Here is a 24,936-nt window from a genome sequence, read left to right on the forward strand (position 1 = left end):
GCTACCTTGCGCCCCATGAAAGAGCTGTTCCAGCATGCCGCCACCACCGACGGGATCACCGTGCGCGTCACGGTGAATTTCCTGCCCGAACAGTCGCGGGTGGAGGCCGGCAAGTGGTTCTGGGTCTATCACATCCGGATCGAGAACCATGCCGACCAGGCCGTGCAGCTGCTGACCCGGCACTGGCAGATCACCGATGGCCGGGGCATGGTCAACTTCGTCGAAGGCGAAGGCGTGGTGGGCGAACAGCCGATCATTCCGCCCGGCGGCAGCCATGACTATGTCTCGGGCTGCCCGCTCGGCACCCCGTACGGCTCGATGGAAGGGTTCTATACCTTCCGCTGCGAGGATGGCTCGCTGATGGAAGCGGCGATCCCGTTCTTCCCGCTGGCGGCCCCGGCCACGGCGGGCTAGGCGCGGGAGCATGAAGCGCACCCATCTGCCGCTCAACGCCCTGCGCGTGTTCGATGCCGCTGCCCGGCATCTGTCGTTCACCCGCGCGGCGGATGAGCTGGCCGTTACCCCCGCCGCCGTCGGCCAGCAGATCCGCGCGCTGGAAGACTTGCTGGGCGTAGTGCTGTTCCGCCGCACGCCCAAGGGGCTCGAGCTGACCGACGAGGCGACAGCCGGTCTCGAATCGCTGCGCACCGGGTTCCTCCATTTCGAGGATGCGGTCCGCGCCATGCAGGCCGGGCAATCAAGCCACGTCTATACCATCGCCGCCCCGCGCGAGTTCTTTGCTGCCTGGCTGGCCCCGCGCCTTGCCGCGTTCCGCGCGGCCAATCCCGAAGTGCGCTTCTCGCTGGTCGCGAACGAGGAAGCCGATTTCACCGAGGCCAATCTCGACCTCGCGGTGCGCTGGGCCGAAGGGCCGGGCGAGCTGGAAGGCGTGGCCCTGGGCGAACCGGGCCGGGTGACGGTCGGCTCGGGCTGCTGGATTGCCTGGCCGGGCGATGCCAGCCCCGAAGGCGACGATTGCGAAAGCCCGCCGCTCAGCGTTGGCGATGCCGGCCAGGCGATTGCCGCCGCCGCCGCCGGGATGGGCCAGGCCCGCGTGCCCGCGCTATTGGCGCAATCGTGGCGCGATAACGGCCGGATTGCCGAGCTGGGTGACTTCGTGCCCGGCCGCCACGGTTACTGGCTGGTCGCCCCGCTGCCGCAGTGGCGGCAGAAGAAGGTCAAGGCGCTGGTCGCCTTCCTGACTGCCTGACCCGGCCCAGCCGGCCGCCTCAATCGGCCGGGTTATGCTTTGCCAGGAACGCCTCGATCGCCGCGTACCAGCGTGCCTGGTTCTCGTCCTTGTCGAACCCGTGACCTTCGCCGGCAAAGACCATCGTCTCGATCGGCTTGCCTGCCTTGGCCGCGGCATCGCGCAGCAGGGTGAACTGCTTGAACGGCACGTTGGTGTCTTCATCGCCATGCGAGAGGAGGACCGGCCGGGTCAGCCGCGCGATCTGCGGCACGGGTGAGACGAGGTCGAGGCTGAAGTTCGGATCCTCGCCCTGCACGCGGGCCATCCATTTCTTGGCCCCCTTGCGGGTGAAGAAGTTGGCATCGTACTTCAGCTGGCGCTTCCAGTCGGTCACCCCGGCAAAGCTGACCGCGCAGCGATAGCGCTCAGGGTTGCGGATCACCGCCCACAGTGCCGCATAGCCGCCATAACTGGCGCCAGCCATGCAGACCCGCTTCGGATCGGCGATCCCCTGGGCCACGGCCCAGTCCATCGCATCGTCGAGGTCATCCTGCATGGCCCGGCCGATCTGGCCCGCGCCCAGCTCCGAGAAGGCTTTGCCATAGCCGCCCGAGCCCCGGTAATTGGGCTGGAGCACGGCATAGCCGCGATTGGCCAGCAACTGGACCAGGCTGTCGAATTCCAGCTTGTCGCGCACGCCGTAGGGGCCGCCGTGCGGCATGATGATCAGCGGCAGGCCCTTGGGCTGGCGGCCGCGCGGCAGGGTCAGGTAGGCAAAGATGGTGTGCTTGTCGCGGGTGGTATAGCTGACCGGCTTCGGGGCGACGGTCAGCGCCGCATCTAGATCCGGCAGGGCCGTGTCGAACCCGTCCATCGTCCGTTTGGCGGCATCGTAAAGGAAGGTCTGGCCCGGGTTGGATTCGCTGCCGGCCCAGACCAGCATCCGCGAGTCGTCCTTGGCGCGCGAAGTGACCCACACCTGCTGCCCGGCCAGTGCCTTGCCCAGCCGGGCGTAGAGCGCCTTCATCTTGGGGTCGAACCAGGTCACCCGGTCACGATCGTCGGTATGAAAGGCGGCAATGAGTTGCCCCTTGTCGTCGACCGTGGCCTCGTCGACATCCCAGCCGGGAACCGAGAACACCACTTCGCCGACCTCGCGGGTGGCATAGTTGAACTTGCGCACCGCCATCCAGCCGTCCGGCCCCGGCTTCAGCACCAGCCCTTCGTCCGATCCCTGGGTGATGCGCAGCACATCCCAGATGGTGTCGTCGAAATTGTCCTCGGTGATCTTGGCAATCTCGCGCAACGGATCGCCGGGCTTGCTGCGATAGAGCACCCGCACCTTGCCGCCCGACAGGAAGGCCATGCCCATCCGCACCGCACCGGCATCGTCGGCATACCATTCCCAGATCCCCTGGGTGGCGCGCTGCACCTCGCTGGCGCCGCGCTCAGGCTTGTCGGATAGCTGGAACCGCCAGACCGACGGATAATCGTAGATCGTCCGCTGCATCGCCAGCAGCACGAATTCGCCCGCCGGGTCGACATAGAGCACGTCGTCCCCATCCAGCCCCATCTCGGGCTTGCCGACGAAGGGCATGGCCCGCGTGGCGAGGTCATAGTGGAACAGGCGCGAAATTCGGGCATCCTCGCCAAAGAACACCGTCTCGGCCGAGAACGAGATCAGCAGCTTGCCCGAACCGGCCCAGCGATACCATTCCAGCTCGCTTTTCTTCGGCAGGTTGATCTTGTGCGCCAGCTGGCGCGTATCGACATCGAGCACGGCCAGGACCAGGCCGTCCTTGGAGGTCGAGCGGAAGGCGATCCACTTGCCATCCGGGGATAGCTTGAGGTCGCTGATCCCGGTGGACTTGGTCAGCGCGGCAACGGGGATCGTCGCGGGGCGGGCTTCGGCCTGGGCCGGTGCCGGAACGACGGGCGCCGCCGCCGGGGATTGGGCCAGCGCGGGCTGGACCATGCCAACTGCCGCCGCTGCCACCAGCGACAGCGCCAAAATCCTTCCCAAGCCCCCCGAGCACTTCATTGGCATACCCCCGCCGAACAATTATCGATCGCAGAGGCTATTGAAATCCAAGCCGTTTGCAAGGTTCCCGGAAGGTCCCGGTGCTAATTGCCGCTAAATTGCGATCCGCCGCCCGGTTACTGCGGCGCCACCACCACCTGGCCGCGCGCCATGACGAACTTCATCGCTTTCAGCACCTTCACGTCGGCCAGCGGATTGCCGCTGACCGCGACGATGTCGGCGGCCTTGCCCGCTTCGATCGTGCCGGTTTCCTTGTCGACGCCCAGCAGCGCTGCGGCATTGACCGTGGCGGCCTTGATCGCCTCGGCCGGGGGCATGCCGAACTTGACCAGCAGTTCGAACTCATCGGCATTGCGGCCGTGCTTTGAAACCCCGGCGTCGGTGCCATAGGCGATCTTCACCCCCAGCGGATAGGCGATCTGCAGGCTCTTGCCGGTGATGCCGATGCGCCAGTCGATCTGCTTGCGCACGGCCGGGGAATAGGCATCGGGATTGGCGGCCAGCCGCTCGATGTAACCGTTCACGGTGCTGAGGGTCGGCACGTAGTAAGTCCCGGCCTTGGCCATCATCTTCGCGGTTTCCTCGTCGATGGTGGTGCCGTGTTCGATCGAATCCGCCCCGGCGCGGACCGCCAGCTTGATCCCCTCCAGCCCGTGGGCATGGACCGCCACCTTGCGCCCATAGGCATGGGCGGTTTCAACCAGGGCCCTGGCTTCCTCGTCAACCATGCGGGTGGCCAGGCCCGTGCCCGAATTGACCCCGCCGGTGGTGGCAAATTTGATCACATCGGCGCCCCGGCCGATCTGGCGCCGCACGGCGCGGCGGCAATCGTCGGGCCCGTCGCAAAGGTTTTCGGTGTTGACCAGGCCGTGGACCTCGTCAGCCAGGCCGACGCGCTCGTCCATATGACCACCGGTGGTGGAAATCGACGCCCCGGCATCGATGATCCGCGGGCCCCGGACCCAACCGCGCCTGATCGCTTCTTTGAGCGCCAGCACCTTGCCTTCGCTATCGCCGAGGTTGCGTACGGTGGTGAAGCCGGCACGCAGGGTCTTCATCCCGTTCCAATAGGTCTCAAGGGCGTGGAGCGAGGTGTTCTCGGTGAACTGGGAAAGCAGGCCTTCATTGCCGGCCCGGTCGCTGTCGAGGTGGGTGTGGCTGTCGATCAGGCCCGGCAGCACGGTCTTGTCCTTGAGGTCGATCGTCACAGCACCCGCGGGGGCGGTGACAAAGCCGTCCTGCACCGCCACGATCCGGCCATCCGCCACGACAATGGTCGAAGGCCCGCGCGGGGCCTGGCCGGGCACGGCGATCAGGGTCCCGGCGTGAATGAAGGTCTGGGCACTCTCGCCCGTCTGCGCCGCTGCGGGCAGGGCGACGAGGGCGGTGCCAGCCGCCAGTGCGGCCAGATAAAGGGTGCGGACGGACACGGATTGCTCTCCCCGAATGGCAAGTTGCCCGGGGCCTAGCGTTCGGTGCCGACCACTGCAATCGCCATGATCTAGCTGACATCGGTGTAAGTATTTTGATCGAGGGCAAAGACTGTCCCGGCCGATCCTGCCAGTCAGCCTCGACTGCCGTGATAGAGGGGAGAGCCGCCTTGACCATCGCCGAAGACCTGGCCCGCACGATCATCGATCCCAAGTCCTATGCCAAGCGCGAACTGGCCGATGCCGCCTTTGCCCGGCTGCGCGCCGAAGCCCCGCTCGATCAGGCGGTGCTTGAAGAATTCGATCCGTTCTGGGTGGTCACGCGCCATGCCGACATCAAGGAAATCGAGCGCCAGCCGAACATCTTTCACAACGGCGACAAGTCCACCTTCCTGTCCCCGCGCGACGGGCAGGAACGGGTGAAGATGCTGACCGGGGGCGAGCCGAACCTGATCCGCAGCCTCGTCTCGGTCGATGGGGACGAGCACAAGGCGCTGCGCAGCGTGGTCTTTCCTCATGTCACCCCGCGCGCGATCAAGCCACTGGAGGACCAGATCCGCGCCATCGCCCGCGAATTCGTCGATCACATGCTGGCCTTCGATGGCCAGTGCGATTTCGCCGCCGACGTGGCCTTCCTCTATCCGCTGCGGGTGATCATGACCGTGCTGGGTGTGCCGCAGGAGGACGAGCCCTTCATGCTCAAGCTGACCCAGGAACTGTTCAACAATGCCGATCCGGAGCTCAACCGGCGGCGGGCCGAACTCTCACCGGACGAGATGCTGAAGTCGCTCTGGGAAACGACGATGGAGCTGGAAAACTACTTCGCCGAAGTGACGAAGAAGTTCCGCGCCCAGCCGACCGGGGCGATCAACAGCCTGATCGCCAATGCGAAGATCGGGGACGAATACCTCAACCACCGGCAGTTGATGGGCTATTACATCATCGCCGCCACGGCCGGGCACGATACCACCAGCAACACCACGGCGGGCGCGATGTGGGCGCTGGCCGAGCGGCCCGAACTGCTGAAGGCGATGCAGGACAGCCCCGACCGGATCAACGCCTTCGTCGAGGAATCGATCCGCTGGGAAGTGCCGGTGAAGCACTTCATGCGAAGCGCGGTGGAAGATTGCGAGATCGATGGGCGGCAGATCAGGGCCGGGGACTGGCTGATGCTGTCCTATCAATCCGCCAACCGCGACGAGACCGTCTGGGCCGATCCCTTCGAATTCCGGATCGACCGCGAGCAGAACCCGCAGATCGCCTTTGGCTATGGCGTCCATGTCTGCCTGGGCCAGCACTTGGCGCGGATGGAAATGCGGATCCTGTGGGAGGAGCTGTTCAAGCGGCTGAAGTCGGTTGAAATGAACGGCGCGGGCGAGCGGACGATCTCCAACTTCGTCTGCGGCCCCAAGCACGTACCGATCCGCTTCACGGTGAACTGAGATGCGCAAGTGGCGCTGCCGCAATTGTGGCTTCATTTATGACGAGGCGCTGGGCCTGCCGGACGAGGGCATCGCGCCGGGCACCCGGTTCGAGGATATCCCGGAGGACTGGTACTGTCCGGACTGCGGGACCGAGAAGCAGGACTTCGAGCTGATGGATTATTAATCGCTCGGTTAAATTGCCAATTGACCCGGTCGCGTGGCGCGGGCATCCCCTTGGCCATGACGGGGGAAACCATTCGCATTCCGATCGCCGGGGGCCTGACCCTCGCCGCCGATATCGCCGGGCCGCGCGGCGCGCCAACCGTGATCCTGGGCCACGGCGGCGGGCAGACCCGCCATTCGTGGGACAAGGCCGAACAGCAGCTGGCCGCTGCCGGCTACTTCGCGATCAATTACGACCTGCGCGGCCATGGTGACAGCGACTGGTCGACCGACGGGGATTACAGCCTGGAAGCCCGGGCCGACGACCTGGCGGCGGTGGCGGCGCAGGGTAGTCGACCCTACGCGCTGGTCGGGGCCTCGCTGGGCGGGATCACGGCAATGGTCGCCGCGTCGCGCGGGCTCGATCCGGCGGCGCTGGTGCTGGTCGATATCGTCCCCAAGATGAGCCAGAAGGGCGTCGCCCGGATCACCAGCTTCATGACCGCCAATCCCAACGGCTTTGCCAGCCTTGAGGAGGCCGCCGACGCGATCAGCGCCTATTACCCCGAACGCCCTCGGCCCAAGGACCTCTCTGGCCTGAAAAAGAACCTGCGGCAGGGCGATGACGGGCGCTGGCGCTGGCACTGGGACCCCAGCTGGATGCAATCGCCGCGCGGCGATCCGCGGTTCCTGCTCAAGATGATGGATGCGGCCGACTGGACCGACCGGGTGCCGACCCTGCTGGTGCGCGGCATGAAGAGCGACATTGTCGATGACGATGGCGTCGACGACCTGCGCCGCCGCATCCCCGCGCTGGAGATCGCCGACATCCGCGGAGCCGGTCACATGGTCGCGGGGGACAAGAACGACGAGTTCAACGGCGCCGTGATCGAATTCCTCAGCCGGGTAATGCCCCCGCGCTAGGACTTGTCCCACCCATAGGCGGGCAGGGCGAGGCCGAACCGGATCGCCCAGCCGCGCAGGCCAAAGCCCGCCAGCGCCGCGCCGGTCCAGGCCAGTTCGCGCGGCAGGGCCAGCATCTCGCCCAGTGCGCAGAGGCTGGCGGCGAGGGCTGCGGCGGTCACGTAAAGTTCGGGCCGCATCAGGATCGAGGGCCGGCCGGCCAGCACGTCGCGGATGATCCCGCCGACGCAGCCGGTAATCACGCCCATCAGCACCGCCGGGACCGGCGGCAGGCCCCAGGCCAGCGCCTTGGCGGTGCCGAGCACAGCATAGACCGCCAGCCCCGCCGCATCGGCCCATTCCAGCAATTGCCCTTCCCACCAGCGCCGCGGGGTGAACCAGGCGAGGAGGGCAATGCCCAGGCAGACCGGCGCCACCCAGGGATCGCGCACCCAGAACACCGGCGCGCCGATCAGCAAGTCGCGCACCGTGCCGCCGCCAACCCCGGTGACCAGCGCGAAGAACGCGAGCGTAACGAAAGTCTGCCGCAGCCGGGCCGCCAGCAAGGCACCGGACAGCGCGAAGACCGCGATGCCCAGCAGATCAAGCAGCGGGGGCAGGGTGGGGATCGCCTCGCCCGGCATGGCTCGCTCAGTCCTCTACAAGTTCCTGCAGGCGTGAAAGCAGCGCCTGGATCCGCGTTGCCGCTTCGGTGAACATCGCTACGTCATCCCGCTTGTTGTTGGCGCGGGCCTCCTTGGCGGCTTCGACATAGCCTTCCATGTCGGCTTCCAGCGCATCGACCAGCATTTCGATCTCGTCGCTCGTCAGCTTGACGGTGTGGGCCTTGGACATGGGAGTTTCCTTGTAGCGGGAGGGAGAGTTTTAGCGGGAAATCGGCCGGCGTCGACGGCGGAACAGCAGCACCGTGCCGAGCAGGCAGCCGATCAGGGCCAGCGCGGCAAAGCCGATCAGCAGCGGATGGTGGGTATCCTCGCGGGTCTCGAGGTCCATGATGTGGAGCCCCCACATGAAATCGAAGGTCCGCCACCAGCGGGTCCGCACCGCCTCGATCTCGCCGCTGGCCTGCCCGACGTAAACATGGGTGCCGTCGGCCAGCACTACCTGCCAGGCGGCGACGGGCCGGCGGAAATCCAGCGGCGCCTGACCAGCTGGGAACAGCCGGACCGAGGCCACCTGTTTGCCACCAACGATTTCGGCGGCGACGGCGGCGCGGGCTTCGGCCTCGCGCAGCGGCGGCAGCGGGCCGGCGGCGGGATTGGCCAGGTCAAAGCGGGCTGTCTGGCCATCGGGCAGGGTGGCGAGCAGGACCGCGCGCCCGCGCTGCTGGACGATGTGCCCTTCGCGCAGCTTGATCGCCGCACCCTTGCCTCCAAAATCGACCGTCATTGCCCCGGGCGGCGGCTCGATCCGCAAGTGATTGCCGCGCACTTCCTCGATCGGGCGGGCGACCATGACCAGGCCCGAGAGCGTCCACAGCAGCAAGGGCACGCCGACCAGCCAGCCGAGCCAGATGTGCCAGCGGGCAAGTTTCTGCATGGGAGTGCGGCGGGCCATGGTCAGCCTATGGCCCGCCGTGCAGGTCTATCGCAAGCCGGAACGGCGATCAGATGTGGATCGGCTTGCCGGTCACCGCCATCGCCGCTTCCTTCACCGCTTCGCTGTGGGTCGGGTGGGCGTGGCAGGTATAGGCGATGTCTTCGCTGGTTGCGCCGAATTCCATCGCCAGCGCGGCCTCGGAGATCATCGTGCCGGCGACCGTGGCGATCGCCCAGACGCCCAGCACCTTGTCGGTCTTCGCGTCTGCGATCACCTTCACAAAGCCATCGGGCTCGTGATTGGTCTTGGCGCGGCTGTTGGCCATCATCGGGAACTTGCCAACCTTGATCTCGCCCTTTTCGCGGGCCTGCTCTTCGGTCAGACCGACGCCGGCGAATTCGGGCAGGGTGTAGACCACGCCGGGGATCACATCGTGGTTCACGATGCCGGTGCCGGTGGCAATGTATTCGGCCACGGCGATGCCTTCGTCCTCGGCCTTGTGGGCCAGCATTGGGCCGGGGATCACGTCGCCGATCGCGCGGACGCCGTCGACCTTGGTGCGGAAGTCGTGGCCGGTTTCGATCTGTCCGCGCGCGTTCAGTTCCAGCCCGATGTTCTCAAGGCCAAGGCCCGCCACGTTGGGACGGCGACCGATCGCCACCAGCACGCAGTCAGCCTCCAGCGTTTCCGCCGCGCCGCCCTTCGCGGGTTCCAGCGTCAGCGTGGCCTTCTTGCCCTTGACGCTCGCGCCGGTCACCTTGGTGCCAAGCTTCAGGTCCATGCCCTGCTTCTTGAAGATCTTCGCGGCTTCCTTGCGGATGTCGCCATCCATGCCGGGCAGCAGCTGGTCGAGGAATTCGACCACGGTGACCTTCGCGCCCAGCCGCCGCCAGACCGAACCCATTTCGAGGCCAATCACGCCGCCGCCGATCACCACCAGGTGGCCCGGCACCTTGCTCAGCGCCAGCGCGCCGGTGCTGTCGACGATCACGCCCTTGTCGTTATCGACTTCGACGCCGGGCAGCGGAGTGACGCTGGAACCGGTGGCGATCACCACTTCCTTCGCGGTGTAGTCCTTGCCCGCGACGGTCACGGTGTGGGCGTCCTTGAACGTGCCGTGGCCCTTCAGCCAATCGACCTTGTTCTTCTTGAACAGGAATTCGATGCCGCCGGTCAGGCCCTTCACGGCATCGGCCTTGTCGGCCTGCAGCGCGGCGAGGTCGAGCTCGACCTTGCCCAGCTTAACGCCATAGCGCGCGAGCGTGCCATTGGCGGCTTCGGCAAACTTTTCCGAGCCGTGCAGCAGCGCCTTGGAAGGAATGCAGCCGACGTTGAGGCAGGTTCCGCCCAGCGTTTCGCGGCTTTCCACACAGGCCGTCTTCAGCCCCAGCTGCGCCGCGCGGATCGCGCCGACATAGCCGCCCGGGCCGGCCCCGATGAAGATCACGTCGTAATCGTATTCAGCCATGGTTCGCTTCCCTTGGAGATCCGGCCTTACAGGTCGATCAGCAGGCGGGTGGGATCTTCGATCGCTTCCTTGATGATCTTCAGCGCGGTCACGGCCTCGCGCCCGTCGATCAGGCGGTGGTCATAGGACAGGGCGAGGTACATCATCGGGCGGATCACGATCTGGCCATCGCGGACCACGGGGCGATCCTCGATCCGGTGCAGGCCCAGCACGGCGCTCTGCGGCGGGTTGATGATCGGGGTGCTCATCAGCGAGCCGAACACGCCGCCGTTGGAGATGGTGAAGGTGCCGCCGGTCATGTCGGCCATGGTCAGCGCGCCGTCCTTGGCCTTCTTGCCATAGTCGGCAATCGCCTTCTCGATCTGGGCGAAGGACATGTCCTGCACGTCGCGCACCACCGGCACGACCAGGCCGTTGGGGGCCGAAACCGCCACCGACATGTCGACATAGGGGTGATAGACGATCTCGTCGCCCTCGATCCGGGCGTTGACCGCCGGAATGTCCTTCAGCGCCAGGCAGGCGGCCTTGGCGAAGAAGCCCATGAAGCCCAGGCGCACGCCGTGCTTCTTTTCGAAGGCGTCCTTGTAGGTGTTGCGGGCGGCGATCACCGCCGACATGTCGCAATCGTTGAAGGTGGTCAGCAGCGCGGCGGTATCCTGCGCGTCCTTCAGGCGGCGGGCGACCGTCTGGCGCAGGCGGGTCATCTTGACGCGCTCTTCGCCGCGATCACCGGACGGGGCCGGGGCGGCGGCGGCAGCCGGTGCCGCAGCAGCAGCCGGGGCGGCGCTCTTCGCGGCGGCGGCGGCCAGCACGTCTTCCTTGGTCAGGCGGCCATCCTTGCCGGTGCCCTTGATCGCGGTCGGATCGACCCCGTGTTCCAGCACGGCGCGGCGCACGGCGGGGGACAGCACCGCGGCGTCCGCAGCAATGGCCGGGGCCGGAGCGGCAGCCGGTGCAGGGGCCGGGGCCGGCGCAGCGGCGGGTGCGGGTGCGGCAGGCGCGCCGCTGCCAGCCTCGATCGTGGCGATCACGGCGCCGACGGCGACATTGTCACCCACCTGGGCCAGGTAATTGCCCATCACCCCGGCAACGGGGCTCGGCACCTCGACCGCGACCTTGTCGGTCTCAAGGCTGGCAATCGGCTCGTCCAGCGCGACGGCTTCGCCGGGCTTCTTCAGCCATTCGCCGATAGTGGCCTCGGCCACGGATTCGCCCAGGGTCGGAACTTTGACTTCGGTAGACATGATTCTGTTTCCTCAGGCTTTCTTCTGCCGGCGGATTTCGGAGCGGACCGAGGTGCCCAGCGCGTGGCCGATCAGCGCGCCCTGCTCGCTGGCGTGGCGGCTGGCGAGGCCCGTGGCGGGCGAGGCGCTGGCATTGCGGCCAGCATAACGCGCGCGCGCCACCCCATTGTTCTTTGGGCTCTTGGCGGCGGCCAGGGCTTCCTCGATCAGGGGTTCGACGAAGAACCACGAACCGTTGTTCTTCGGCTCTTCCTGGCACCAGACCACTTCCTCCAGGTTCTTCATCCGCGACAGGCGCAGGGCCAGGGGCTCGCCCGGGAAGGGGTAGAGCTGTTCAAGGCGGATGATCTGGACATCGTCGATCCCAGCGGCATCGCGGGCTTCCATCAGGTCATAGGCGACCTTGCCGGAACACAGGATGACCTTGCGGGTCTTGGCATCGGCCGCCCCGTTCACGTCGGACAGGATCCGCATGAAGTGCCCGTCGCCGATGAAGTCCGAGGCCTGGCTCTTGGCCAGCGGGTGCCGCAGCAGCGACTTGGGCGTCATGATGATCAGCGGCTTGCGGAACGGACGGTGCATCTGCCGGCGCAGCACGTGGAAGTAATTCGCCGGGGTGGTGATGTTGCAGACCTGGATGTTGTCCTGCGCGCAGAGCTGCAGGAACCGCTCAAGCCGGGCCGAGGAGTGTTCTGGACCCTGGCCTTCGTAGCCGTGCGGCAGCAGCATGACGAGGCCGTTGGCCCGCAGCCACTTCGATTCCGACGAAGCGACATACTGGTCGATCATGATCTGCGCGCCGTTGGCGAAATCGCCGAACTGCGCTTCCCACAGCACCAGGGTCTTCGGGTCGGCGCTGGCATAGCCATATTCGAAGCCAAGCACGCCGTATTCGGACAGCGGGCTGTCATGAACCTCGAACTTGCCATGCGGCACAGTCGAGAGCGGCACGTACTTGTGCTCGTCGGTCTGGTCGACCCAGACGGCGTGACGCTGGCTGAAAGTGCCGCGCCCCGAATCCTGGCCCGACAGGCGGATGTTGTAGCCTTCGGAAGCCAGACTGCCGAAAGCCAGTGCCTCGCCGGTGGCCCAGTCAAAGCCCTGGCCGGTGGCGAACATCTCGCGCTTGGCATCGAGCACGCGGGCCAGCGTCTTGTGGATCGTCAGGCCTTCGGGAACCGTGGTCAGCGTGCGGCCCAGGCTGTCGAACAGCTTTTGTTCGATGCCGGTGGCCACGTTGCGGCGCGCGGTTTCGGGATCGGCCGGCTTGTTGAGGCCGGTCCAGCGCCCGGCGAACCAGTCCGCCTCGTTGGCCTTGTAGCCCTTGGCCGCCTCGAACTCCTGCTCCAGCACCTGGGTGAAGCGCATCTCGTTTTCAGGCGCCCAGGCCTTGTCGATCACGCCCTGTTCGATCAGACGGTTCGCATAGATCGTGCTGACGCCGGGATGCTGGCGGATCTTCTGGTACATCAGCGGCTGGGTGAAGCCCGGCTCGTCGCCCTCGTTGTGGCCGAAGCGGCGATAGCACCACATGTCGACCACGATGTCGCGGCCGAAGGTCTGGCGATAGTCGATCGCCAGCTTGCAGGCGAAGGTCACGGCTTCGGGATCATCGCCGTTGACGTGCAGGATCGGCGCCTGGACGCCCTTGGCGACGTCCGAGGGATAGGGCGAGCCGCGCGAGAACTGCGGGCTGGTGGTGAAGCCGATCTGGTTGTTGATGATGAAATGGATGCAGCCGCCGGTGTTGTAGCCCTTGACGCCTGAGAAGCCGAAGCATTCCCAGACGATGCCTTGCCCCGCAAAGGCGGCGTCGCCGTGGATCAGGACGGGCAGCACCTGCTTGTGCTTGAGGTTGCCGTTTTCGTCGCGGCCGATGTCGTCGCGGAAGGCCTGCTGGGCGCGGACCTTGCCGAGGACCACCGGGTCCACCGTTTCGAGGTGCGAGGGGTTCGGCACCAGGCTCATGTGCACCTTGATCCCGTCGAACTCGCGGTCGGTGCTGGTGCCGAGGTGATACTTCACGTCGCCCGATCCGCCGACGTCTTCCGGGTTGGCCGTGCCGCCCGAGAATTCGTGGAAGATCACGCGATAGGGCTTGGCCATCACGTTGGCGAGCACGTTGAGGCGGCCGCGGTGGGCCATGCCATAGACAATCTCGCGCACGCCGCGGCTGCCGCCATACTTGATCACGGCTTCCAGCGCCGGGATCATGGCTTCGCCGCCATCAAGGCCGAAGCGCTTGGTGCCGACATACTTCTTGCCGAGGAAGCGCTCGTACTGTTCGCCGCGGATCACCGCGCCCAGGATCGCCTTCTTGCCTTCTGGGCTGAAGTCGATCGACTTGTCACCGCCCTCGATCCGCTCCTGGATGAAGCGGCGCTCCTCCACGTCGGCGATGTGCATGTATTCATAGCCGACCTTGCCGCAGTAATTGCGCTTCAGGATATCGACCAGCTCGCGCACGGTCGCCCATTCGAGGCCGAGCGTGCCGCCGAGGTAGACCTTGCGGTCCAGCGCCGCGCCGGCAAAACCGTGATAGGCCGGATCGAGATCGGCCGGCAGGTTCTGGTGGCTGAGGCCCAGCGGATCGAGGTCCGCGCCCAGGTGGCCGCGCACACGATAGGTGCGCACCAGCATCATCGCCCGGATCGAATCCGCCGCAGCTTCCTCGATCGCGCGCGGGTCCATCGCCGCACCGGCTTTCGCGGCGGCGGCCTTGATCGCCACCTGCATCTGTGTGGGATCGAGCGCGGCGGTCAGGTCGTCCGACGCGGAACGCCAGTCGGGCTTGGCCCACGACGGCCCGGGTTGAGGGTCGTCGGGGAGGAAATCGTGGAGTTCGTTACCCATTTGAGCTTGATCCCGGGGAGGACAAGCCACCCGCACGACCGTGGCCGCGCGGGGTGGCTGATCAGGTCAGACGCGTTCCTTGAGCACTTCGGCCAGCGTTTCGCCCAGCAGGCTGGGCGAGGCCGAGACGCGGATGCCGGCGGCTTCCATCGCCGCGATCTTGCTTTCGGCATCGCCCTTGCCGCCCGAGACGATCGCCCCGGCGTGGCCCATGCGGCGGCCCGGAGGGGCGGTGCGCCCGGCAATGAAGCCGGCCATCGGCTTCTTGCGGCCGCGCTTGGCCTCGTCGATCAGGAACTGGGCGGCCTGCTCTTCGGCATCGCCGCCGATTTCGCCGATCATGATGATCGACTTGGTCTCGTCGTCGGCCAGGAACAGTTCCAGCACGTCGATGAAGTTGGTGCCGTTGACCGGGTCACCGCCGATGCCGACCGCGGTGGTCTGGCCCAGGCCAATGTTGCTGGTCTGGAACACGGCTTCATAGGTGAGGGTGCCCGAGCGGCTGACCACGCCGACCGAACCCTTCTTGAAGATCGAGCCGGGCATGATGCCGATCTTGCACTCGTCGGGCGTCAGCACGCCGGGGCAGTTCGGGCCGATCAGGCGCGACTTGGAGCCCGACAGGGCGCGCTTCACCTTGACCATGTCGAGCACCGGAATGCCTTCGGTGATGCAGACGATCAGCTCGATCTCGGCGTCGATCGCCTCAAGGATCGCATCGGCTGCGCCCGGCGGCGGGACATAGATGCAAGAAGCGGTGGCGCCGGTCGCGGCCTTGGCTTCGTGCACAGTGTCATACTGCGGCAGGCCGATGTGGGTGGTGCCGCCCTTGCCGGGGGTCACGCCCGCAACCATCTGCGTGCCATAGGCCAGCGCCTGTTCGGTGTGGAAGGTACCGGTGGCGCCGGTCATCCCCTGGGTGATGACCTTGGTGTGCTTGTTGATGAGGATCGACATGATTCAGCTCTCCCGGGGAGTTGTCCTTAAGCCAGCGAGGGCTCGATCGCCTTGCAGGCGACCAGCAGTTCCTTGACCGCGTCGACCGAGACCTGGAAATTGGCCTTGGCTTCGTCGTCGAGGGCGATTTCGATCACTTCCTCGGCGCCGTTCGCGCCGATCACCACCGGCACGCCGACATAGAGGCCGTCGAGGCCGTACTTGCCGTCAACGTGGACCGCGCAGGGCAGGATGCGCTTCTGGTCACCCAGATAGGCTTCGGCCATGGCGATGGCGCTGGTGGCCGGGGCGTAATAGGCCGAGCCGGTCTTGAGCAGGCCAACGATCTCGCCGCCGCCCGAACGGGTGCGGGCGACGATCGCGTCGAGCTTTTCCTTGGTCGACTTGCCCATCTTCACCAGGTCGGTGACGGGAATGCCGCTGATGGTCGAATATTCGAGCACCGGCACCATGGTATCGCCGTGGCCGCCCAGCACGAAAGCGTTCACGTCCTTGACCGAAACGCCGAATTCCCAGGCGAGGAAAGTGGCGAAGCGGGCCGAATCGAGCACGCCGGCCATGCCGACCACCTTGTTGGCGGGGAGCCCCGAAAATTCGCGCAGCGCCCAGACCATCGCGTCGAGCGGGTTGGTGATGCAGATCACGAAGGCGTCGGGCGCGTGCTGCTTGATGCCTTCACCCACGGCCTTCATCACGCCGAGGTTGATGCCCAGCAGGTCATCGCGGCTCATGCCCGGCTTGCGCGGCACGCCGGCGGTGACGATCACCACATCGGCGCCGGCGATGTCGGCATAGTCGTTGGTGCCCTTGATATTGGCGTCAAAGCCTTCGATCGGGCCGCACTGCGCCAGGTCCAGCGCCTTGCCCTGGGGCATGCCTTCGGCAATGTCGAACAGGACGATGTCGCCCATTTCCTTCTTCGCGGCGAGGTGGGCGAGCGTGCCACCGATCATGCCGGCACCGATGAGGGCGATCTTCTTGCGAGCCATAGTGAGACCTGTCCTTGTCCGTATTCGCGGGATCAGCGTCTGACGTTCGGCACGGCCCCCACCATCCCGCTAGGCGCAAGGGGCCGGCCGGCGGGTTAGGGGTGCCCTAAGCCGGTGAATTGGCGATTGCAAGGCAGGAAAAAGCGTGTCGCCCAATTATCTTTGCAATTGGTTCGCAATAGCATTTGACCCTGTGAGCAACAAGTGCCGTAGCGGCAAGCGCCCGCCCGGTGCTGGTGGATCAGCCCGCCGCGCGGTTGGGTTCGGTCGCGTCGCGTTCCTGCGCCAGCAGCATCGCGGCAAGGTAATCGGGCACGGCGCGGCTGAAGTAATAGCCCTGGCCCAAGGTACAACCCGCGGCCTTGACCGCATCGACCTGCTCGATCGTTTCGAGGCCCTCGGCGACGATCTCCATGTCGAGCGAGGCGGCAATACCCGAAACGGCGCGGATGATCGCATCGCTCTTCTTGCCGACATTGGGGCCGGACACGAAGCTGCGGTCGACCTTGATCTTCCCGAACGGATACTTGTTGAGATAGCCGAGCGAGGAATAGCCCGTCCCGAAATCGTCCAGCGCGAACTTGACCCCGGCGGCCGACAGCTCGGCCATGAAGTCCTCGGTCTGCTGCGAGTGGTCGAGCAGCACGGTCTCGGTGATTTCCAGCTCCAGCCGGTGCGGCGGCAGGCGCGCCTCGCGCAGGGCATTGAGGATGCCCAGCGCCGCGCCCGGGGCCTTCAGTTGCAGCGGCGAGAGGTTGACCGCCACGGTCACATCGTCGGGCCAGGCCGCGGCAGCCTTGGCGGCCTGGGCGGTGATCCAGTTGCCCAGCGTGATGATCGCGCCGGTTTCCTCGGCCACGGGGATGAATTCGTCAGGGCGCAGTTCGCCCTTTTCGGGGTGGAACCAGCGCACCAGGGCCTCGAAGGCGCGGATCCGGCCGGTCGCCAGATCGACGATCGGCTGGAAGAAGATCGACAGCTCGTCGCGTTGCAGGGCCACGCGCAGTTCCGCCTCGATCTCGCGGCGACGCACCAGGTCGCGGCTCATCGACGGATCGTAGAAGCTGACCTGGTTCCGGCCGTTGACCTTGGCGTGATAGAGCGCCAGGTCCGCGCCCTGCATCACGCTTTCCAGATCCGGACCATCGTCGGGCAGGATCGCCACGCCCATCGAGCACGAGATTTCCAGCCGGTCCTCGTCCAGCCGCATCGGCCGGGTCACTTCGGCCAGCAGCGCGAGGGCAATTGTTTCCACCTCGCGCCGGTCGCGCACGTCGCAGGCCAGGATGAATTCGTCGCCGCCGAACCGGCCGATCACCGAATGGACCTTGGCCTGGCTTCGCAGTCGCTGCGCCACTTCGTTCAGCACCCGGTCGCCGATCTGGTGGCCCAGCGCGTCGTTCACTTCCTTGAACCGGTCAAGGTCGAACCAGAACAGCGCGGTACGCGTCTCGTCGCGGCGGCGCGAGAGGTGATCGACCAGGTAATGGTTGAGGCCCGCGCGGTTATGCAGCCCGGTGACCACGTCGGTGCGGGCCAGCTGCTGCATCTTTTCGGCCAGCCGCGCGCTGGTTTCGGCCGCTCCGATTGAATCGCGCAGCGTCCGGAAGATCTGCATCGAGATCGAGACCATCCCCAGGAAGCAGATCAGGATTGCCACGGCGAGCGTGCGCGCGGCCAGATCCCCGGTCGACCACAGGGCGACGCAGATCGGCGTGAAGGTCAGCACCATGCCGGTCACCGAGATCACCGGACGGCCGGCATTGCGCGTGGCCATGCCGGCGCCATAGCCGATCGCGAAGCACAGCATCAGCATTTGCGCGATCAGCGGGATTTCGTACCAGATCGTCAGGGCGGCAAAGACCCCGACGGTCGCGGTGAAGCTGAAGGCGCCCAATTCGTAGAGCAGTTCCAGCCAGCGGGTGTCGCGCACTTGCAGGCGGGGCAGGCCATAGGCCATGGCCACGCGCGCCACGCCGATCAGCGATAGCAGGATCGCGACGTTCCAGATGACCGGATTCGCCGCGTAAGTCGCCGCGACGAGGGCGGCGATGATGCCGTTGGCGGCACCGGCGGTCAGCGATCCGGGATTTGTATAGAGGTTGTCGACCAGGGTCTTGCCGACCCGGTCGTCTAGGGCATTGGTGCGAAACAGCACCCGCAACACGGTTCGCCAGCGCCTGATGGCATGCTCCTCTTGGTACCAAGATGCGGCATAGCGCGCAGAGGTCACCGAATGGTTAAGGCTGGCTTACCGGAAGGTTACTTCAGTCGTTGGTGGGTTCGACCCGGGCGGCAAGCGCTCCGGCCAGCCGCCGGTCAAGCGTGCGGCAGATTCCCAGCCAGTGCCGGTAGGCGCTCCGGTCGCCGCGGAAGAAGGCCTGCTCGGCATTGGCCTGGGCCACCCGCGCGGCGCCCAGGCCATGCTGGGCAAAGTGCTTCAGCGCGGCGCGCAGTTCGGCACTGTGGCTGAGGTCGGCGGGGTGCGAACCATTGTCGTTGGCGGCGCGGCCCAGGACCCGCGCGGTAAAGCGCGGGCTGAGCACCCGGGCCAGCGCGGGACGGGCAGCGGCGAAATGAATGGTCATGGCAACGGCCCTGCGGTGGTTCGACGGAACCCCTGCTCTAGCGAGGCCGACCTAAGGCTTGGTGTGACACTATGGTTGCCAAAGCTTAACCAGCGGCGCCGGTGCTGCTGCGGATCAGGTGCCCGGCTGGGCAATCCAGCGGCCGGAATTCTGGTATTCGGGCCTTACACCATTGTCCTGCGGCAGGTTTTCGCCGCGATAGAGCGCCTCGCCGCCGCGCTGCTGCACGTCCGGGGCATAGGCTGGGGCCGGGGCGGGGCGGCTCTGGCCCGCCGGGATCGCTTCCGCACCGCGGGCCGAAACCAGCCCGGCTTCGAAGGCGCGTTGCAGGGCCAGCGGATCGAGCGCGGTTTCGGGCTGGCGATCGGCGGCGGCGCTGCGGGCATGGGGCGCGGCAAGCGGCTCACCCCCGGCATAGGCAAAGCGGAACGCCCCCGGCTCGCCCGCGCGGCCGGTGAAGCGATAGAACCGGTGCGCCCCCACGGTGATGATATGGCGCAGGCTGGGTGCCCAATAGGGATAGATCGCGATGGTGTGATAATGGGTGGCAAGGCCGACCGTGCGCTCGACATAACCGGCCAGCGCCGCGCGGGCGACATTCTCCGCGCGCAGCCAGAACATCCGGTTGGGCGCCTTGGCCAGCGATCCGTCGCAGGTAAAGCTGAACTGGCAGCCGGTGGTCCGTTCCGATCCCTGATAGACCACGCCGCAGACCGTGTTGGGATAGCTGGGATGGGCCACGCGGTTCAGCACCACCTGGGCCACGGCGCGCTGGCCCTGGTCGCTTTCGCTGCGCGCCTCGTAATAGATTGCCGCGGTCAGGCATTGCAGCGCGCGGGTGCGATCCACCCCGGAATTGTCGATCCGCAGCGAACGGGCAATCGGCCCCGCGCGCTCATCGATGAACACGCGTCCACCATCGGCGTCGCTTTGCAGGCCCGGCACCAGCGGCGGCAGCTCCTCGTCCGTGGCGAGGTAATAGAAAGCCGAGCCGGGAAAGCTCTCGCCCGCGCGCTCGAACGGCATGGGCTCGACCGTGACCTCGGCCGATCCGGCATTGCCGATCGCCAGCCCCGACCAGTCAGCCGGTGCGGCAAAGGCCGGCACGCCGAAGGCCGCCAGCAACACCAGCGCCCGCCGCCCGCGATGCCGCCGCCGCATCCGCCCGGCCAGCGTCGGCACGCGCCGACGGTTCAGCCGCGCGCCGAAATCGCGCGGGCGGGGCTCAAGGGACAGGGACAGAGTGCTCAGCATCGCTTTCCTGGTTCGGTTACGCGCAAAGCGCGTAGCCAAGACTGGTGCCAGCCCGCCACCGCGCAGATCTCGCCGTGCCGAAGCGGGACGGGTCACGGGCATAGCCTTAAGCGGTTAAGAAAAGGCGGCAGGCTTGCCACGGATTGGCTCTGGGACTAGGGAAGCGGCACGTCACGGGTTGTCTGGTTAGCGCCAGACCTAAGAGGGAAGCGGTTGGAAATGCCGCGCTGCCCCCGCAACTGTGACCGGGGAGCCGAACCTCCACATGCCACTGGCTTTCGAGCTGGGAAGGCGGGGCAAGGCGATGATCCGGGAGCCAGGAGACCTGCCTGAGACGGTCGTTCCGCAGCCGGGCGGGGTGTACCGGAATGCAGCAGAGGACCCGCAATGGTGCGGGCCCTTCCGCCATGAACGGCAGTCGTTCATGACGGGAGTATTGCGTGTGAAATATCTGTTTCTGCTGGGTTGTTCACTCACCATTGCCGCTCCGGCAATGGCGCAGGAGGTGCAGGAGGCCGGCGTCGCCGATGATGGCTCGAAGGTCATCATCCTGACCCATCCGATCCGGGAAGACTACATCACCGTGCTGGGCACCGGCTGGCGCGACCGGATCGTGACCAGCGGCCAGTCGATCAGCATTGTCGGGCCGGACGAGATTGCCGCCGTGCAGGGGCCGGACCTGACCCGCGTGCTGGAACGCCTGCCCGGCGTTTCGCTGGCCCGCTCCGGCCCGCTCGGCAGCCAGACCAGCCTGTTCGTGCGCGGGGCCAATTCGCAGCAGGTGGTGGTGACGCTGGACGGCGTGCGGCTGGCCGATGTGGCCGCACCCTCGGGCGGGTTCGACCTTGGCACCCTGGTGCCCGCGGGGATCGGCAAGATCGAGCTGCTGCGAGGATCGAACTCGGTGGTCTGGGGCAGCGATGCCATCGGCGGAGTGCTCGCCCTGACCAGCGCCGGGGTCGACGGCGTGCGCGGCGGGATCGAATATGGCGCCAACGATACGCTGAGCGCCGATCTAGCATTGGGCACCAGCTCCGATGGCCGGGGCATAACTTTCATCGGCAGCCATGTCCGCAGCGATGGGATTTCGGCCTATGCCGGCGGCACCGAGCCGGATGGGTTCCGCCAGTGGCAGGGCAGCCTCAACGGCTTTGTCGACCTGACCAGCGACCTGACGCTGAAGGCCGTGGCCCGCTATGCCGATAGCCGGGTCGAGTTCGACGGTTTCCCGCCGCCGAGCTACAGCTTTGCCGATACGCCGGAATACCAGACCACGCGGCAGGGCTCGGGCCGGGTCTGGCTGGACTACACGGCGGGTACCACCGGGCTGCGGCTGGGCCTGGCCTATGCCGATACCCAGCGCGACTATTCCGACGCGCCGGCCAGCACGGCACCCAATTTCGCCACGGCCGGCCGCTCCTGGCGGGCCGATTTCGGTGGCAAGGTCGACCTGAGCCGCGATTTCACGCTCAACTTTGGCGCGGACAGCGAATGGACCCGCTTTTCGACCAGCTTCGATGCGGAAAAGGATGCCCGCCTGTCCTCGGCGCACTTGCTACTCGGCTATGGCAGCGAGCGGGTGAACCTCTCCGCTGGGCTGCGGATCGACGATCACGACCGGTTCGGCACGCATTGGACCTTCGGCGCCAATGGCTCGGTCGAACTGAGCGAAAACCTGCGCCTGCGCGCTTCCTATGGCGAGGGGTTCAAGGCGCCGACGCTGTACCAGCTCTATGGCTATGGCGGGAACGTGGCGCTCCGGCCCGAAACCAGCCGGGCCTATGACGCGGGCCTAGAATATGGCGACCGCAATGGCTGGCGGCACCTGGCGGTCACCCTGTTCCGCCGCGACAGCCGCAACCTGATCGACTATGTCTGGCCCGCCGGGTACTTCAACACCGGCCGCACGCGCGCCGAGGGGATCGAGGTGGAGGCAGGCTGGAGGCTCAGCGAAAAGCTCGCCCTGCGCGCGGCCTATACCCATCTCAAGGCGACCGACCGGGTGACCGGCAAGGACCTCGCCCGCCGCCCGCGCGACACGCTGAGCGCCGGGTTCGACTTGGAAACGCCGCTGGGCGGGTTGAAGCTGGGCGCAGACTTGCGCGTGGCGGGGAGCAGCTTCGACGATCGCGGCAATTTCACCCGGCTCGCTGGCTATGAAGTGGTCACGCTGCGTGCCTCCCTGCCGCTGGGCGAGCGGCTGGAGCTGTATGGCCGCGTCGAGAACCTGTTCGATGAAGCTTACCAGACGGTCGCCGGTTACGGCACCTATGGCCGCTCGGCCTATGTCGGGCTGCGGCTGAAGCTGTGAAGCGCTGGGGCAGCCTTCTTGCGCTGGTGGCGGCAGGCTGCACCGCCGCCCCAGCGCGTGAGGCTGCCCCGCCGTCCGTTCGTCCTGAGCTTGTCGGAACGAAGTCACCATCAGGTGAAGGACCGACCATCGTCAGCCTCAACCCCTGTACCGACGCGATCCTGGCCGAAGTGGCCGATCCGGCGCAGCTGCTGGCGATCTCGCACTACAGCCACGATCCCGCCGGCAGCTCGATGGGCGTGGCGGCGGCGGGGCAGTTCCGCTCGACTGGCGGCAGCGTGGAGGAAGTGCTGGCGCTGAAGCCCGCGCTGGTGGTCGATGGCAATTTCACCCCGCCCGCGACCCGCGCGGCACTGGCGCGGCTCGGGCTGAAGCTGGAACAGGTGCCGATTGCCGCGACCGTGCCCGACAGCTTTGCCCAGATCCGCCGCCTGGCCGCGCTGGCCGGGCATCCCGAACGCGGCGAGGCGCTGGTCCGGCGGATCGAGACCGCACTGGCAGCCAGCAAGGCTCCGGCCGGGGCACCGGTACCCGCGATCGTCTGGCAGGGCGGCGGGATCGTGGCGGGGGAGGGGACGCTGATTTCCGACCTCCTGAGCCATACCGGCTTCCGCAACGCCGCCGCCGCGCGCGGCCTCGCCCAGGCCAGCCACCTGCCGCTGGAGGACATGCTGGCCAACCCGCCGTGCGTGATCCTGGCCGCGGGGAATAGTCATGGCGAGGAGGATCGCCTGCTGGGCCATCCCGCGCTCGCGCGGCTCACGGGCACGACCCGTGCCCCGCTCGATCCCGCGCTGCTGTGGTGCGGCGGGCCGACCATTCCGCAAACCCTGGCCCGCCTGGCCGAAGTGCGGCGCACGGTCCGATGACCCGCCCGATCCCGCTCCTCCTCGCCGCACTGGCGCTGGCCCTGCCGCTCTCGCTGCTGGCCGGGCGGGTGTGGATCGATCCAACGGCGCCACTGGGCAGCGAGGCGGCACTGATCCTTGCCGAACTGCGCCTGCCGCGCGCCGTGCTGGCCGTGCTGCTGGGGGCGGGGCTTGGTGCTGCCGGGGCGGCGATGCAGGGCTATCTGCGCAATCCACTGGCCGATCCGGGGTTGTTCGGCATTGCCCCCAGCGCGGCGCTGGGCGCGGTGCTGAGCTTCTGGACCGGCTGGGCGAGCGCTGGTTGGGCGCTGCCCGCCTTTGCCCTCGCCGGAGCGGCCGGAGCCATGCTGCTGCTGACGCTTATTGCCGGGCGTAACGGCGGGGTCGTGCTGTTCACCCTCGCGGGCATGATGATCGCCAGCCTGGCGGGCGCGCTGATGAGCCTCGCGATCAGCCTTTCGCCCACGCCCTTTGCCATGAGCGAGATCGTCACCTGGCTGATGGGCGCGCTGACTGACCGGTCGTGGCGCGAGGTGTGGATCGCCGCGCCGCTGACCCTTGCCGGGATTGCCGTGCTGCGCGCCGCCGGAAGGGGCCTTGATGCCCTGACGCTGGGCGAGGCGGCGGCCCGCTCGCTGGGGCTCGACCCGCGCCGTCTGCAATTGCTGCTGGTGCTGGGGGTGGGGCTGACCGTGGGCGGCGGGGTGGCCGTGGCCGGGATCATCGGCTTTGTCGGGCTGATGGTGCCGCATTTCGTGCGGCCTTTTACCGATGGCCGCCCCAGCCGCCTGATCGTGCCCTCCGCACTGGCGGGCGCGCTGCTGGTGCTGGTGGCCGATTGCCTCTGCCGCGTCCTGCCGTTGGCCGGGGGCGAGCTGCGGCTGGGCATCGCGCTCAGCCTGCTGGGCGCGCCGTTCTTCCTCCACCTGCTGCTGCGCTTGCGGCGGGAGCTGGTGTGATGCTGGCGGCGGAAAGCCTGGTCCTGCCCGGCCGCCTCCACGGCGTCTCGCTACGCTTGCGCCCCGGCGAGGTGACCGCGATCTGCGGGCCGAACGGTGCGGGCAAGTCAACGTTGCTGGCCTGCCTGGCGGGGCTGACTCTGCCGCAATCGGGCGCGGCTCTGCTGGATGGCGCGCTGCTGGCCGCCATGCCCCCCGAAGCGCGGGCGCGGGCCATCGGCTATCTGCCGCAAGTCGCCGAAGTGGCCTGGGATGTCAGCGTGCAGACCCTCGCTGGCCTCGGCCGCCTGCCTTGGCGCACCGGCGCCACCGAAGATGCCGCCGCGGTCGATGCCGCGCTCACCGCGCTCGACCTGTTGCCGCTCGCCTATCGCCCGGTCACGCAGCTGTCCGGCGGCGAGCGCGCCCGCGCGCTGCTCGCCCGCGTCCTTGCCGGAACCCCGCGCTGGCTGCTGGCGGACGAGCCACTGGCCAGCCTTGACCTCGCCCACCAGCTCGCCCTACTGGCCCACCTGCGCGCCTGCGCCGCAGCGGGCATGGGGGTGGTGCTGGTGCTGCATGACCTCGCCCTGGCGATGAACCATGCCGACCGGGTGGTGGTGCTCGATCACGGCAACCTGGTTGCCGATGGCCCGCCGGACCTGGCCCTGTCCGAGCCGGTGCTGGCCCAGGTCTGGGGCGTAAACGCGCGCTGGCTCGGCGAACCTGGCCAGCGCGCGCTGGCAGTTTAAC

The 24,936-nt window shown here is 67.2% G+C and carries 22 protein-coding genes and 1 riboswitch; of the genes, 9 read left to right on the forward strand and 13 right to left on the reverse strand.

Annotation, left to right across the window (positions count from 1 at the left end):
- Positions 1 to 15 precede the first annotated feature (15 nt).
- Complete coding sequence (apaG, locus tag O9281_RS01035; protein WP_298181875.1) at positions 16 to 414, forward strand: Co2+/Mg2+ efflux protein ApaG; 399 nt, start codon at positions 16 to 18, stop codon at positions 412 to 414.
- A 10-nt stretch (positions 415 to 424) separates the two neighbouring features.
- Complete coding sequence (locus O9281_RS01040; RefSeq protein WP_298181876.1) at positions 425 to 1,210, forward strand: LysR family transcriptional regulator; 786 nt, start codon at positions 425 to 427, stop codon at positions 1,208 to 1,210.
- A gap of 19 nt (positions 1,211 to 1,229) precedes the next feature.
- Here the strand turns inward: O9281_RS01040 and O9281_RS01045 are convergent, their stop codons facing one another.
- Positions 1,230 to 3,203 (reverse strand): alpha/beta fold hydrolase, encoded by a 1,974-nt coding sequence (locus O9281_RS01045; protein ID WP_298181878.1) that lies wholly within the window; start codon positions 3,201 to 3,203, stop codon positions 1,230 to 1,232.
- Between the two features lie 146 nt (positions 3,204 to 3,349).
- Positions 3,350 to 4,663, reverse strand: coding sequence for an amidohydrolase family protein (locus O9281_RS01050; protein WP_298181879.1), 1,314 nt, complete (start codon positions 4,661 to 4,663; stop codon positions 3,350 to 3,352).
- A gap of 170 nt (positions 4,664 to 4,833) precedes the next feature.
- Here O9281_RS01050 and O9281_RS01055 point away from each other — a divergent pair, with 170 nt between their 5' ends.
- From O9281_RS01055 to O9281_RS01065, 3 genes are read left to right on the forward strand one after another with little or no spacing between them, the layout of a single operon-like run.
- Entirely contained in the window at positions 4,834 to 6,105 is a 1,272-nt protein-coding gene (locus O9281_RS01055; protein ID WP_298181880.1) for a cytochrome P450, read from the forward strand.
- 1 nt (position 6,106) lies between these two features.
- Positions 6,107 to 6,271: a rubredoxin gene (locus O9281_RS01060; RefSeq protein WP_298181881.1), complete on the forward strand. Its 165-nt coding sequence runs from the start codon at positions 6,107 to 6,109 to the stop codon at positions 6,269 to 6,271.
- Positions 6,272 to 6,327: 56 nt separating this feature from the next.
- Positions 6,328 to 7,173 carry an alpha/beta hydrolase gene (locus tag O9281_RS01065; protein WP_298181883.1) on the forward strand — a complete coding sequence of 282 codons (846 nt, stop codon included), beginning with the start codon at positions 6,328 to 6,330 and terminating at the stop codon, positions 7,171 to 7,173.
- On the opposite strand, the gene O9281_RS01070 is transcribed toward O9281_RS01065, so the two are convergent.
- The 11 genes from O9281_RS01070 to O9281_RS01120 all read right to left on the reverse strand — a co-directional run bounded on the left by O9281_RS01070 (position 7,170) and on the right by O9281_RS01120 (position 20,065).
- Positions 7,170 to 7,796 carry a trimeric intracellular cation channel family protein gene (locus O9281_RS01070; RefSeq protein ID WP_298181884.1) on the reverse strand — a complete coding sequence of 209 codons (627 nt, stop codon included), beginning with the start codon at positions 7,794 to 7,796 and terminating at the stop codon, positions 7,170 to 7,172. The genes O9281_RS01065 and O9281_RS01070 overlap by 4 nt on opposite strands.
- Before the next feature lie 7 nt (positions 7,797 to 7,803).
- On the reverse strand, positions 7,804 to 8,007 hold the full coding sequence (locus O9281_RS01075; protein WP_298181885.1) for a hypothetical protein: 204 nt from the start codon (positions 8,005 to 8,007) through the stop codon (positions 7,804 to 7,806).
- Positions 8,008 to 8,037: 30 nt separating this feature from the next.
- Entirely contained in the window at positions 8,038 to 8,730 is a 693-nt protein-coding gene (locus tag O9281_RS01080) for a PepSY domain-containing protein (RefSeq protein WP_298181886.1), read from the reverse strand.
- Between the two features lie 49 nt (positions 8,731 to 8,779).
- Positions 8,780 to 10,180 carry a dihydrolipoyl dehydrogenase gene (lpdA, locus tag O9281_RS01085; RefSeq protein WP_298181887.1) on the reverse strand — a complete coding sequence of 467 codons (1,401 nt, stop codon included), beginning with the start codon at positions 10,178 to 10,180 and terminating at the stop codon, positions 8,780 to 8,782.
- A gap of 26 nt (positions 10,181 to 10,206) precedes the next feature.
- Positions 10,207 to 11,424, reverse strand: a complete 1,218-nt coding sequence (gene odhB / locus O9281_RS01090) for a 2-oxoglutarate dehydrogenase complex dihydrolipoyllysine-residue succinyltransferase (protein ID WP_298181888.1) — start codon at positions 11,422 to 11,424, stop codon at positions 10,207 to 10,209.
- Positions 11,425 to 11,436: 12 nt separating this feature from the next.
- The gene (locus O9281_RS01095) at positions 11,437 to 14,277 is read right to left on the reverse strand and encodes a 2-oxoglutarate dehydrogenase E1 component (RefSeq protein ID WP_298181889.1); all 2,841 of its coding nucleotides are present in this window, start codon (positions 14,275 to 14,277) and stop codon (positions 11,437 to 11,439) included.
- 66 nt (positions 14,278 to 14,343) lie between these two features.
- On the reverse strand, positions 14,344 to 15,234 hold the full coding sequence (gene sucD / locus O9281_RS01100; protein ID WP_298181891.1) for a succinate--CoA ligase subunit alpha: 891 nt from the start codon (positions 15,232 to 15,234) through the stop codon (positions 14,344 to 14,346).
- Positions 15,235 to 15,260: 26 nt separating this feature from the next.
- Entirely contained in the window at positions 15,261 to 16,223 is a 963-nt protein-coding gene (mdh, locus tag O9281_RS01105; RefSeq protein ID WP_298181893.1) for a malate dehydrogenase, read from the reverse strand.
- 241 nt (positions 16,224 to 16,464) lie between these two features.
- On the reverse strand, positions 16,465 to 18,381 hold the full coding sequence (locus tag O9281_RS01110) for an EAL domain-containing protein (RefSeq protein ID WP_298182584.1): 1,917 nt from the start codon (positions 18,379 to 18,381) through the stop codon (positions 16,465 to 16,467).
- Between the two features lie 109 nt (positions 18,382 to 18,490).
- Entirely contained in the window at positions 18,491 to 18,811 is a 321-nt protein-coding gene (locus O9281_RS01115) for a hypothetical protein (RefSeq protein WP_298181895.1), read from the reverse strand.
- A gap of 114 nt (positions 18,812 to 18,925) precedes the next feature.
- Entirely contained in the window at positions 18,926 to 20,065 is a 1,140-nt protein-coding gene (locus O9281_RS01120) for a cell wall hydrolase (RefSeq protein WP_298181897.1), read from the reverse strand.
- Positions 20,066 to 20,223: 158 nt separating this feature from the next.
- Positions 20,224 to 20,413, forward strand: a riboswitch (cobalamin riboswitch).
- Between the two features lie 94 nt (positions 20,414 to 20,507).
- Here O9281_RS01120 and O9281_RS01125 point away from each other — a divergent pair.
- Genes O9281_RS01125 through O9281_RS01140 form a run of 4 tightly spaced genes read left to right on the forward strand, consistent with a single transcriptional unit; the run spans position 20,508 to position 24,935 of the window.
- Positions 20,508 to 22,376 carry a TonB-dependent siderophore receptor gene (locus O9281_RS01125; protein ID WP_298181899.1) on the forward strand — a complete coding sequence of 623 codons (1,869 nt, stop codon included), beginning with the start codon at positions 20,508 to 20,510 and terminating at the stop codon, positions 22,374 to 22,376.
- Entirely contained in the window at positions 22,373 to 23,245 is an 873-nt protein-coding gene (locus O9281_RS01130; RefSeq protein ID WP_298181901.1) for an ABC transporter substrate-binding protein, read from the forward strand. The genes O9281_RS01125 and O9281_RS01130 overlap by 4 nt, the downstream gene beginning before the upstream one ends.
- Entirely contained in the window at positions 23,242 to 24,204 is a 963-nt protein-coding gene (locus tag O9281_RS01135) for an iron ABC transporter permease (protein WP_298181903.1), read from the forward strand. The genes O9281_RS01130 and O9281_RS01135 overlap by 4 nt, the downstream gene beginning before the upstream one ends.
- The gene (locus O9281_RS01140; RefSeq protein WP_298181905.1) at positions 24,204 to 24,935 is read left to right on the forward strand and encodes an ABC transporter ATP-binding protein; all 732 of its coding nucleotides are present in this window, start codon (positions 24,204 to 24,206) and stop codon (positions 24,933 to 24,935) included. Before O9281_RS01135 ends, O9281_RS01140 begins: the two co-directional genes overlap by 1 nt.
- Position 24,936 lies beyond the last annotated feature (1 nt).

It is taken from the genome of Novosphingobium sp., from assembly GCF_027531025.1.
Taxonomy (GTDB): Bacteria; Pseudomonadota; Alphaproteobacteria; order Sphingomonadales; family Sphingomonadaceae; genus Novosphingobium.